Genomic DNA, 11977 nt, shown 5'->3' on the forward strand with positions numbered 1-11977 from the left:
GGCCCTAGAGTCGGGTCCATGGAACTGCGGCAGCTCGCCTGCTTCGTCACGGTCGCCGAGGAGCTGCACTTCGGACGGGCGGCCGAGCGTCTGCACATCGTCCAGTCCGCGGTGAGCATGCAGATACAGCGTCTGGAACGGGAGCTGGGCGCCGAGTTGTTCGACCGGACCCCGCGCCGCGTGCGGCTCACCGCGGCGGGGCAGCGCCTGCTGCCCGAGGCGCGGACGGTGCTGGCCGCGGCCGAGCGGGCCCGGGCCGCGGTCGCCCCGCCGCAGGGCCTCAGACTCGGCACCGGCAGGGGACCCGGCACCCGTCTGGACCGCGTGCTCGCCGCGTTCGCCCTGCGCGCGCCGGACGTGCCCGTGGAGCTGGTCGCCCTCCCGGCCGGCGAGCGGCTGGCCCGGGTCGCGGACGGGCAGCTCGACGCGGCGTTCGTCCGGGCCGTCGAACCCGTGCCGGGCGTACGCGTCCTGCCCCTGTGGCCCGACCCGCTGGTGGCCGCCCTCCCGGCCGGGCATCCGCTCGCCGGGCGCGCGGAGATCGGCGTGGGGGAGCTGGCCGGGCTGCCGCTGAGCCTCACCGAGCGCCGCAACAACCCCGCCCTGGTCGACCTCGTCGTCGGCGCCTGCCGCGAGGCCGGCTTCGAGCCGCTGACCGGCCGGGCGGCCGGCTCCCTGCGCGAGACCCTCGCCGCCGTCGGGTCGCGGCCGTCGTGGACGGTCGTCTACGCCTCGCACGCGCGCGTGCTGCGCAGTCCCCGCGTCGCCTTCGTGCCGTTCCGGGCTCCGGGCCTCGCGCTGCCGGCGGGCCTCGCCGTGCCCGCAGCGGCGCCGCCCCCGCACCTGGACGCCCTGCTGCTGGCCTGCGGCGATCACGAGGGCTGATCTCCGGGCAGTCCGGGCCCATTGGAAAGGGGGCGCTGCGGGCTGCTCGTGGTAGCCCGCAACGCCCCCTTGTCTCTCACCTGAGGGGTGCTCAGGAGTCCTTCCGGGTCAGGAGCCGATCTGCTCGGTGACCAGGTCGGAGAAGGTGGTCAGCCGGGTGTAGACACCCGGGTAACCCGCCTCCGCGCACCCTTCGCCCCAGGAAGTGATCCCTGCCAGGACGCCCCCGATGAGCAGGGGACCGCCGCTGTCGCCCTGGCAGGTGTCTACGCCGCCGGAGGAATATCCGGCGCAAACCATGTCGGACTGGACGAAGTCCGAACCGTAGGAGCTCTGGCAGCCCGAGTCGGCCACGACGGGGACGGTCGCGGTCCGCAGCTGGTTGGAGGAGCTGCCGTTCTCCGAGGTGGTGCCCCATCCGAGGATGCGGGCGGTGGTGCCGGCCGCGTACACCGAGGTGTCCGCGGACGTGACGTACTTGGCCGTCGTGTACGGCATCGACGTCGAGAGCGTCAGCACGGCGACGTCGTCGCCCTTGGTGGCGTCCGTGTAGTCGGGGTTCACCCAGATCTTGCTGACCTTGCTGACGGTGCCGTTGGTTCCGTTGAGGTAGGTGCGGCCGCCGACGACGCGGACGGCACTGGGGGTCTCCCCGGCCATGCAGTGAGCTGCGGTGACCACCTTGGTGGCCGAGACGAGGGTGCCGCCGCAGAACTGGTTCTGCGAGGCGTCGGTGATCTGCATGACGAAGGGATAGGCCGTTGTGGTGGTGGTCGTGCCGCCCACGATGGGGGAAGGCGCGGCTGCCGCGGACGGCGCGCCGAGCAGTGCGGTGGCGGCCGCCGCGGCGGTCGCGGCCACGACTGCGGCTGCCGGTCTGGCACGGGTGAGCCCGAACATGAGTCTCCTCAACGGGGGTTGCCGGTGGGGGGTCGCACGGGTGGGGGCGTAGCACGGGGGTCGCGGGACCGACCCCCGTATGCCCGGGCGAGCGGCACGTCCATCACGCTAGGACCCGGAACCCCCGGCTCCCAATGAGGGAACCCCCTAGCGGGTTGGGGTGAGGGAAAACCCTCGGTCCGCCTCAGTTAACCTGGCGCGCCGTCACTTCGCGCGCCGTGCGGCGGCCAAACGGACGATGTCCACGCGCGAGCGGATGCCCAGCTTGCGGTAGACCCGGGTCAGGGTCGCCTCGACGGTCTTCACGCTGATGAACAGCCGGGCGGCGATCTCCCGGTTGGTCGCGCCCTCCATCACGAGCGCGGCGACCTGGCGTTCCATCGAGGCGAGGCCTTCCAGGCCCTCCGACGTGGCGGCGGGGGCGATCGGTTCCACCCGGCTCGTGGCAGCCGCCTCCACCTGGCGCAGCCACGGCATCGCCCGGCATCGCCTGAACAGCCGGGCCGCCTCGTCGTACGACGTCGGTCCCGGGCGCCCGGGGCGCAGCGACGCCAGCGCGAACGCGGCCCGCGCCTCCTCCAGGCCGTACCCCAGCTTGCCGAGCCGGTCCTGTGCCGACGTCAGCTGGGCGAGCGCGGCCTCGTGCTCCCCGCGCGCGGCCCGCACCAGCGCCTCGGCCCGGTCCAGCACCCCGAGCACGCTCTCGCGCCCGAGCCGCAGCGCGTGGGCGCGCGCCACGTCGACCAGGTGCTGCGCCTCGTCGAGTTCACCGGTCCGTACGAGCGCCTCGGCGAGGTCGCCGTGCCAGCGGCCGCGGGCCGGGTCGGTGATGCCGAGCCCGCGCTCCAGTTCCCGCACCCGGCGCAGCGAGCCCACCGCGCCCTCGGTGTCCCCGGCGACCAGCTGGGCGTGCCCGAGCGCGGTCAGTCCCCGCGAGACGTACATCTGGTCGCCGGCCTGCTCGGCCTGCTCCACCGCCTCCCGGGCCAGCGCCAGCGCCCGTTCCGGGGCGCCGCCCGAGGCCTCGGCGAGGGAGTCGAGCACCGCGGAGGGGATCTCGCCGATCCCGGAGTCACGGGCCAGCCGCATGCTCTCCCGGGCCAGGTCCAGGGCCCGGCCGCAGTGCCCGGAGCGCAGTTCGGTCTCGGCGAGCAGGCGCACGAAGTGCACCTCGCTCTCGACCATGCCGCGCCGGCGCACCTCGCGCAGCAGGGCGTTGACGGTGCTGCGGGCCTCGGGCAGCTGGTCGCTCATGATGAGCCAGCGGTAGCGGGTCGCGCCCGCGCCGTTGTGGTGGCAGGCGACCTGCGGGTCCTGGGGCTCCTTGAGCGCGCGCTTGATGGTCGCGGGGGCGTCCGGGTGGCCCATCAGGGTCTCGGTCTGCGCCTGGAAGGCGAGCGCCAGGAGCTCGGTGCGGCGGTCGCCGGCCCGGGCGGCGAGCTCCGCCGCGTGCGCGGCCTCCTCCCGCCCCTCCGCGAAGTCGCCCTCCACGACCAGTCCGCGCCAGGCCAGCTGGTAGTGGACCAGGGCGAGCAGTCCGGGGTCGTCGCCGGCGTCGGCGAGCGCCTGCGGGTAGACCGTGTCGACGTCGCCGAGCGCCTGCCCGGCGGCCTCGATGACCACCATCCAGGCCCGCACCCGGTCCGCGGGCGCGGTGGCCCGGGTCAGCACGTCGCGGGCGATGTCCCGGGCGAGGTCCACCTCGCCGGCGGTGATCGCGTCCTCGGCGGCCTGGAGCCGGCGCTCGTCCGGACCCGGATCGTCGTCGGCGGGGGTGTGCCGGGCGGCGAGCAGCCCGAGCGAGGCGGCGACCGAGGGCGCCCCGCGGTCCCGGGCCAGGGCGGCGGCCTCGGCGAGGCGGGCCGCGGCCTCCGGGTCGGTGCCGGTGGTCGCGAGAGCGAGGTGGCGGGCCCGCTCGATCGGGTCGGAGGCGGCCGTGGACAGCGCCGCGTGGGCGGCCCTCCGCTCCTGCGCGGGCGCCTCCGCGTACAGCGCGGCGGAGACCAGCGGGTGCGCGAAGCGGACGGCGGGGCCCTCCGGTTCCGTTGCCAGCAGGCCGAGTTCGGCCGCCTGGACCGTCTCGGCCTCGGCGTCGTCCCGGCCGGCCGCGTGCAGCAGGGCCAGCGTGGGCCGGGCGCCGGCGCTGGCCACCAGGAGGGTGCGGCGGGCCTCGTCGGAGAGCAGGTCCAGCCGGTTGAGCACGAGGGTGCGCAGCGAGGTGGGCACCGGCAGCGGCTCGCCGGGCCGCGGCGGGGTCGGGTTCTCGGCCAGGGCGCGGCCCAGTTCGAGCGCGAAGAGCGGGTTGCCGCCGCTGGTGCGGTGGATGTCGCGGACCGTGGAGCGGGGCAGGCCCGTGTAGCCGCGGTGGTCCAGGAGCGCGGAGACCTGGCCGCGGGAGAGCGCCCCGAGCCGGACGGCCAGGGTGTCGGGCGGCGTGGCGCGCAGATGGCGGTCGTACTCCTCCTGGCCCTCGGTGCGCACCGCGCACAGCAGTTGCACCGGGGTGTCGCCGAGGCGGCGGGCGGCGAAGCCGAGGAGTTCGGCGCTGGCCGAGTCCAGCCACTGCAGGTCGTCGGCGACCAGCAGGACGGGGCCCTCGGCGGCCAGCGCCCGCAGGACGGAGAGCACGGCCAGGCGCAGGGCGAGGCCGTCGCGCTGGAGGGTGGACTCGCCGCGTCCGGTGAGGGCCGACTCCAGGGCCGTGCGCTGGGCGGCCGGGAGCTTGCCGGAGACCTCGTCCGCGACCAGCCCGAACAGGTCCGCGAGGGCCAGGAAGGGGAGATGCGATTCGGACTCGGTGGCCGAGCAGCGCAAGACCGTACGGTCGGCCGTCCCGTATTCGGAGGCCAATGCCCGCAGAGCGGTCGACTTTCCTATTCCGGCGGGACCGTGGAGCAGCACACTGCCGCCGCGGGCGAGCTGCTCACGCGCCGCGTTCAACGGCTCCTCCCTGCCGATGACCAGGTCGGGGCGGCATCGGGCAGGCTCCTTGAAGTCCCCTCGCACGGTCCGCTCCCCTCCACGTGTCGTGTCCCCACCAAATTCTAGGCAATGTCTCTTTGAAATCCGGACGGAAGAGGTGGTGAGGGATATAACAATGGTGTCGCATGGGGAAATTCAAAGCTCGCCAGCATGAATAGATGACCTTCGGTGCGAGGCCCCCGGCTACGGCAGCAGCCCGGTGCGTCGCGCCGCGGCGACCGCCTCCCCCCGCGTGTGTGTGCCCAGCTTGCGCATGGCCGAGCGCAGATAGCTCTTGACGGTCTCCGGGCGCAGCCCCAGCCGCTCCGAGGCGGCCGCGTTCGTGGCCCCGGCCGCGACGCAGGCGAGCACGTCCAGCTCGCGAGGGGCCAGGCGCACCTCCCCGCCGGCGGGCTCCGGCGTCAGCAGGTCGCACGCGTCGAGCAGTTCCGCGCGCAGGACCGGGTCCGCGATCCGCGGCGCCAGCGCGCGCAGGGCCGCGTGCGCCTCGCGCACCTGCTCCCAGGCGGCACCCGCGGCGGCGTCCGGCGCCTGCCCGGCGCGGACGGCCGCCGCCAGGCTCCGGGCCTCGTCCCCGACGGCGAGCGCCTGCTCCACGTCCCGCGCCACCACCATCGCCGCGTCCAGCGTGCGGTCGCCGAGCGGCTGGGCCGTGCGCAGGGCGCCGTAGAGGACACCGCGTACCCGGCGCCGTACGACCACCGGCACCGCGAGGATCGAGCGCAGGCCCTCCGTGGCGACCGGGATGTCGTACTCGTGGCTGATCTGCGGCGACGAGCTGTAGTCCGTGACGGCGCACGGCCGGGCGAGCGCGACCGCCCGGCCGCCCAGGCCGTTTCCGGAGCTCACCGGGAGTCCGCTCAGCGCGAGCGTGGCCGCGCCGTTGAGCTCGCTGATGCGCACGTGGTGGCGGCCGGCCTCCACCAGTCCGCCGAAGGCGACGGGGAGCCCGGTGGCACGTCGCAGCCGTACCAGGGCGTTGCGAATCTCGACCGCTCCGGCCGCGTCTGCTGTCACCTGCTCGCCCTTTCCCGCAGCACACACCCCCGTTCGGGGGTAGTGAGACCTGCATCACGGATTACACGATGGCAGAGAGCCGCCCGGCAATGGTCCGGTACGAGGAGGACAGATGACGACCGCGACGGAGCTCTTCCGTGGTGCGCGGGATTTCCTGCTGGAGCACCGCGAGGACTACGCGACGGCCTACGAGGGGTTCAGCTGGCCCCGGCCCGAGCACTTCAACTGGGCGCTCGACTGGTTCGACGTCATCGCCGAGGGCAACGACCGCACCGCGCTGCACATCGTCGAGGAGGACGGCACCGAGGTCCGGGTCACCTTCGCGGAGATGTCCGAGCGCTCGGACCGGGTGGCCAACTGGCTGCGCGACCGGGGTGTCGGGGCCGAGGACCGGGTCCTCGTCATGCTCGGCAACCAGGTCGAGCTGTGGGAGACCGCGCTGGCCGCGATGAAGCTGCGCGCCGTGGTCATCCCCGCCACGCCGCTGCTCGGCCCCGGCGACCTGCGCGACCGCGTCGAGCGCGGCCGGGTCAGGCACGTCGTGGTGCGCTCCGAGGACGCCGCCAAGTTCGACGACGTGCCCGGCGCCTACACCCGCATCTGCGTCGGCGGACTGCCGGTGGAGGGCTGGGAGCCCTACGAGGACGCCTACGCCGTGGCCCCCGCCGAGTTCCTGCCGGACGGCCCGACGCTGGCCGACGACCCGATCATGCTGTACTTCACCTCGGGCACCACCGCCCGCCCCAAGCTGGTCGAGCACACCCACACCTCGTACCCGATCGGCCATCTGGCCACCATGTACTGGATCGGCCTGAAGCCCGGCGACGTGCACCTCAACATCTCCTCGCCCGGCTGGGCCAAGCACGCATGGTCCAACCTCTTCGCGCCCTGGAACGCCGAGGCGACCGTCTTCATCCACAACTACACGCGCTTCGACGCGGCCCGGCTGCTGGCCGAGATGGACCGCGCGGGCGTGACCACCTTCTGCGCCCCGCCGACCGTGTGGCGCATGCTCATCCAGGCCGACCTGACCCAGCTGCGCGGCAAGCCGCGCGAGGCCGTCGCCGCCGGGGAGCCGCTGAACCCGGAGGTCATCGAGCAGGTCCGGCGCGCCTGGGGCGTCACCATCCGGGACGGCTTCGGGCAGACCGAGACCGCCGTGCAGGTCGCCAACAGCCCCGGTCAGCGGCTGAAAACCGGCTCCATGGGGCGGCCGAGCCCGGGGTACAGGGTCGAGCTGCTGGACCCGGTGACGGGCGCGCCCGGCGCCGCGGAGGGCGAGATCTCCCTGGACCTGTCGGCGCGGCCCGTGGGCCTGATGACCGGCTACCACGGCGACCCGGAGCGCACCGCCGAGGCGATGGCCGGCGGCTACTACCGCACGGGCGACATCGGCGCGCGGGACGAGGAGGGCTACATCACCTACGTCGGCCGCAGCGACGACGTCTTCAAGGCCTCCGACTACAAGATCAGCCCCTTCGAGCTGGAGAGCGCGCTGCTGGAGCACGAGGCGGTCGCCGAGGCCGCCGTCGTGCCCGCCCCCGACGACCTGCGCCTCGCCGTCCCCAAGGCGTACGTGGTGCTCGCCGAGGGCTGGCAGCCCGGCCCCGACACCGCGAAGGTGATCTTCGAGCACTCGCGCGAGGTGCTCGCCCCGTACAAGCGCATCCGCCGGCTGGAGTTCGGGACGCTGCCCAAGACCGTCTCCGGCAAGATCCGCCGCGTCGAACTGCGCGAGGCGACCGCCGCCGGTTCGGACCAGGAGTACCGCGAGGAGGACTTCCGGTGAGTGAACTGTCGTACACGCACGGGACGAGCGGGACCGTTCTGCTCGGGGACACCATCGGCGCCAACCTGGACCGGACGGTCGCTGCCTGGCCCGACCGCGAGGCGCTCGTCGACGTGCCCTCGGGTCGGCGCTGGACGTACGCCGAGTTCGGCGCGGACGTCGAGCGGCTGGCGCGGGCGCTGCGCGCGAGCGGGGTCGCCAAGGGGGACCGGGTGGGCATCTGGGCGATCAACTGCCCGGAGTGGGTCCTGGTCCAGTACGCCACCGCCCGCATCGGCGCGATCATGGTGAACATCAACCCGGCCTACCGCACCCACGAGGTCGAGTACGTCCTCAACCAGTCCGGTGTCTCGCTGCTGTTCGCCTCGCTCAGCCACAAGACGAGCGACTACCGGGCGATGGTCGACGAAGTACGCGGCCGGTGCGCCGAGTTGCGCGAGGTCGTGTACATCGGCGACCCGAGCTGGGAGGCGCTGCTCGGGCGGGCGACGCCGGAGGTGACGTACGAGGCGCTGTCCTGCGACGACCCCATCAACATCCAGTACACGTCGGGCACCACGGGCTTCCCCAAGGGGGCCACCCTCTCCCACCACAACATCCTCAACAACGGCTATTTCGTGGGTGAGTTGATCGCCTACAGCGAGCAGGACCGGATCTGTGTGCCGGTGCCCTTCTACCACTGCTTCGGCATGGTGATGTGCAACCTCGCCGCCACCTCGCACGGCGCCTGCATCGTCATCCCGGCCCCTTCCTTCGAGCCGAAGGCCACCCTCGACGCCGTCCAGCAGGAGCGCTGCACCTCCCTGTACGGCGTGCCGACGATGTTCATCGCGGAGCTCGGCCTGCCCGACTTCGCGAGCTACGACCTCACCTCCCTGCGCACCGGCATCATGGCGGGCTCCCCCTGCCCGGTCGAGGTGATGAAGCGGGTGGTCGCCGAGATGCACATGGAGGAGGTCTCCATCTGCTACGGCATGACCGAGACCTCCCCGGTCTCCCTGCAGACGCGCATGGACGACGACCTGGAGCACCGCACCGGCACGGTCGGCCGCGTACTGCCGCACATCGAGGTGAAGGTCGTCGACCCGGCCGACGGCGTGACCCAACCGCGGGGCACCGCGGGCGAGTTGTGCACCCGCGGCTACAGCGTGATGCTCGGCTACTGGAACGAGCCCGAGAAGACCGCCGAGGCCGTCGACGCCGGCCGCTGGATGCACACCGGCGACCTGGCCGTGATGCGCGAGGACGGCTACGTCGAGATCGTCGGCCGCATCAAGGACATGATCATCCGCGGCGGCGAGAACATCTACCCGCGCGAGATCGAGGAGTTCCTCTACGGCCACCCGAAGATCCGGGACGTCCAGGTCGTGGGCGTGCCGCACGAGCGCTACGGCGAGGAGGTCCTCGCCTGCGTCATCCCCCGCGACCCGGCCGACCCCCCGACCCTCGAGGACGTCCGCGCCTACTGCGAGGGCCGGCTGGCCCACTACAAGGTCCCCAGCCTGCTCCAGGTCCTGGAGGCCTTCCCGATGACCGTGTCGGGCAAGGTGCGCAAGGTGGAGCTGCGGGAGAAGTACGGGGACTGAGGTCCCCTCCAGGAAAGCTCAGTTCGTTCTCCGTGACGCCACCGGTGCTCAGGCGCCGGTGGCGTCCAGTTCGTCCGCCGGGCCGTTCACCGGCTGCGGGGTGCCCGTGAGGTCGAGGACGAACAGGGGCACGTTCAGGGTCTCGGCGCGGGTGTGGGCCTCGTCGGCATAGCCGGCCAGGGAGAAGTAGACGCAGTGCGCCGACTCCGTCATGGCGGTCAGCCACAGGCACTCCACGTCGCGCAGCGAGGCCGGCCGCGCGGTCGGGTCGACCTGGGCCACCAGACCGCGGGCGGCGATGCCGATGCCGGACGGGGGCCGCTGGTCGGCGCGGCGGATGTCCCGGTAGCCGAGCCAGCGCAGATACACGGCGGCGGCCGTCACCGCGTCCCGGGCGGTGTGGATGGTGACGGGCCTGAACCGCGAGCGGGGGCGCTCGGGCCGGGTCGCCGTCTTCGCCGCTGCGCCCGCCTCCGCCATCGGCACGCGCAGCAGTGTGCCGCAGGGGCAGCCCAGCTCCGGGCGCGGCCACTGGTCGCCGCGGCCGCACTCGGCGCAGCGCAGCGTGACCCAGCCCTCCTCCCAGGACTCGTGCGAGACGGGCGTCGCGCTCCCGTGCCGGTCCAGCGCGGGCACGACACGGGCGCCGCACACGCAGCGGTACGACGGCGCCGTGTAGAGGTGCTCGCGCCGGCAGGCCGGACAGCGCACCGGGACGCTCTCGGACATGGCCCTCATCGTCCTCCTGCGGGCACCTGATTGTCCGTCTCTTGACTGCCTTCCTTCCCCCTCCTACATTGATTCCAGATAGTAGAAGTAACTTTCCGCATGGTGGAAACAGTGCGGAAGGCACAGAGAAGCCGACACGGAAGAGCCACCGCGGGGCGCGCCGGGAGTGCGAATCCGACAGCCGAAGCAGGAGTACTCGATGGCACGTATGACCGCTGCCCGCGCGGCAGTTGAGATCCTCAAGCGCGAGGGCGTCACCAACGCGTTCGGTGTGCCCGGCGCGGCGATCAACCCCTTCTACGCGGCGCTCAAGGCCTCCGGCGGCGTCCACCACACCCTCGCCCGCCATGTCGAGGGCGCCTCGCACATGGCCGAGGGCTACACACGCACGCACCCGGGCAACATCGGGGTCTGCATCGGCACCTCGGGCCCGGCCGGCACCGACATGATCACCGGCCTGTACTCCGCCACCGGCGACTCCATCCCGATCCTGTGCATCACGGGCCAGGCCCCGACCGCCGTGATCCACAAGGAGGACTTCCAGGCCGTCGACATCGCCTCGATCGCCAAGCCGGTCGCCAAGATGGCCGTCACGGTGCTGGAGGCCGCGCAGGTGCCCGGCGTCTTCCAGCAGGCCTTCCACCTGATGCGCTCCGGCCGCCCCGGCCCGGTCCTGATCGACCTGCCGATCGACGTGCAGCTCACCGAGATCGAGTTCGACCCGGAGACGTACGAGCCGCTGCCCGTCTACAAGCCGGCCGCGACCCGCGCCCAGATCGAGAAGGCGATCACGCTCCTCAACGCCTCCGAGCGCCCGCTGATCGTCGCCGGCGGCGGTGTCATCAACGCCGACGCGGCCGAACTGCTCGTCGAGTTCGCCGAGTTGACCGGCACCCCGGTCGTCCCGACCCTGATGGGCTGGGGCGTGCTGCCCGACGACCACGAGCTGAACGCCGGCATGGTGGGCCTGCAGACCTCGCACCGCTACGGCAACGCGACGTTCCTGGAGTCCGACTTCGTCCTCGGCATCGGCAACCGCTGGGCCAACCGCCACACCGGCAAGCTGGACGTCTACACGGCCGGCCGGAAGTTCGTCCACGTCGACGTCGAGCCCACCCAGATCGGCAAGATCTTCGCACCCGACTACGGCATCGCCTCGGACGCGAAGGCCGCGCTGGAGCTGTTCGTCGAGGTGGCACGGGAGCTGAAGGCCGCGGGCCGGCTGCCCGACCGCGGCGCCTGGGCCGCCTCCGCGCAGGAGAAGAAGGCCACGCTCCAGCGCCGTACGCACTTCGACGACATCCCGATCAAGCCGCAGCGCGTCTACGAGGAGATGAACAAGGCCTTCGGGCCGGAGACCCGCTACGTCTCCACCATCGGCCTCTCGCAGATCGCCGGCGCCCAGATGCTGCACGTCTTCAAGCCCCGGCACTGGATCAACTGCGGCCAGGCGGGCCCCCTCGGCTGGACGATCCCGGCCGCGCTGGGCGTCGCCAAGGCCGACCCGGAGGCGCAGGTCGTGGCCCTCTCCGGGGACTACGACTTCCAGTTCATGATCGAGGAACTGGCGGTCGGCGCGCAGCACAAGATCCCCTACGTCCACGTCCTGGTGAACAACTCCTACCTGGGCCTGATCCGCCAGGCGCAGCGGGCGTTCGAGATCGACTTCCAGGTCAACCTGGAGTTCGAGAACATCAACTCGCCCGAGCTGGGCGTCTACGGCGTCGACCACGTCAAGGTCGCCGAGGGCCTGGGCTGCAAGGCGATCCGGGTGACCGACCCGGCCGAGCTGGGCGCGGCCCTGGAGCAGGCCAAGAAGCTCGCGGCCGAGTTCCAGGTGCCGGTGGTCGTCGAGGCGATCCTGGAGCGCGTCACCAACATCTCCATGAGCGGCACCAACGACATCAGCAACGTCGTGGAGTTCGAGGAGCTCGCTACCGAGCCGGGGCACGCCCCGACCTCGATCAGGACGCTGAAGGTCTGACGCGGCAGGTACAGACGAGGGGCGGAGCATCCTGTGGGGAGGGGCGGCGCCTCCTGGTTTTCCTCCCACTCCCACCCCCCCCCCCACTCCCTCTCTCCCCCTTCT

Annotated in this window: 8 protein-coding genes; 4 read left to right on the top strand and 4 right to left on the bottom strand. The window is 72.6% G+C overall.

Annotated elements, in window-relative coordinates; genetic code table 11:
- Positions 1 to 18: 18 nt before the first annotated feature.
- On the top strand, positions 19 to 885 hold the full coding sequence (locus ACFU97_RS23805; RefSeq protein ID WP_384259807.1) for a LysR family transcriptional regulator: 867 nt from the start codon (positions 19 to 21) through the stop codon (positions 883 to 885).
- 108 nt (positions 886 to 993) lie between these two features.
- Here the strand turns inward: ACFU97_RS23805 and ACFU97_RS23810 are convergent, their stop codons facing one another.
- The 3 genes from ACFU97_RS23810 to ACFU97_RS23820 all read right to left on the bottom strand — a co-directional run bounded on the left by ACFU97_RS23810 (position 994) and on the right by ACFU97_RS23820 (position 5784).
- Complete coding sequence (locus tag ACFU97_RS23810; RefSeq protein ID WP_384259809.1) at positions 994 to 1785, bottom strand: S1 family peptidase; 792 nt, start codon at positions 1783 to 1785, stop codon at positions 994 to 996.
- Between the two features lie 204 nt (positions 1786 to 1989).
- On the bottom strand, positions 1990 to 4791 hold the full coding sequence (locus ACFU97_RS23815) for an ATP-binding protein (RefSeq protein WP_384259812.1): 2802 nt from the start codon (positions 4789 to 4791) through the stop codon (positions 1990 to 1992).
- A gap of 159 nt (positions 4792 to 4950) precedes the next feature.
- Positions 4951 to 5784 carry a response regulator transcription factor gene (locus ACFU97_RS23820; RefSeq protein WP_384259814.1) on the bottom strand — a complete coding sequence of 278 codons (834 nt, stop codon included), beginning with the start codon at positions 5782 to 5784 and terminating at the stop codon, positions 4951 to 4953.
- Between the two features lie 112 nt (positions 5785 to 5896).
- Here ACFU97_RS23820 and ACFU97_RS23825 point away from each other — a divergent pair, with 112 nt between their 5' ends.
- Both ACFU97_RS23825 and ACFU97_RS23830 read left to right on the top strand, forming a co-directional pair.
- Positions 5897 to 7573: an AMP-binding protein gene (locus tag ACFU97_RS23825; protein WP_384259816.1), complete on the top strand. Its 1677-nt coding sequence runs from the start codon at positions 5897 to 5899 to the stop codon at positions 7571 to 7573.
- The gene (locus ACFU97_RS23830) at positions 7570 to 9159 is read left to right on the top strand and encodes an AMP-binding protein (RefSeq protein ID WP_384259818.1); all 1590 of its coding nucleotides are present in this window, start codon (positions 7570 to 7572) and stop codon (positions 9157 to 9159) included. Before ACFU97_RS23825 ends, ACFU97_RS23830 begins: the two co-directional genes overlap by 4 nt.
- 48 nt (positions 9160 to 9207) lie before the next feature.
- Here the strand turns inward: ACFU97_RS23830 and ACFU97_RS23835 are convergent, their stop codons facing one another.
- Complete coding sequence (locus ACFU97_RS23835) at positions 9208 to 9897, bottom strand: hypothetical protein (RefSeq protein ID WP_384259821.1); 690 nt, start codon at positions 9895 to 9897, stop codon at positions 9208 to 9210.
- Positions 9898 to 10087: 190 nt separating this feature from the next.
- Here ACFU97_RS23835 and gcl point away from each other — a divergent pair, with 190 nt between their 5' ends.
- Positions 10088 to 11872, top strand: a complete 1785-nt coding sequence (gene gcl / locus ACFU97_RS23840; protein WP_384259823.1) for a glyoxylate carboligase — start codon at positions 10088 to 10090, stop codon at positions 11870 to 11872.
- Positions 11873 to 11977: the final 105 nt, after the last annotated feature.

Origin of the sequence: Streptomyces sp. NPDC057616, from assembly GCF_042800575.1 — a bacterium.
Lineage (GTDB): Bacteria > Actinomycetota > Actinomycetes > Streptomycetales > Streptomycetaceae > Streptomyces.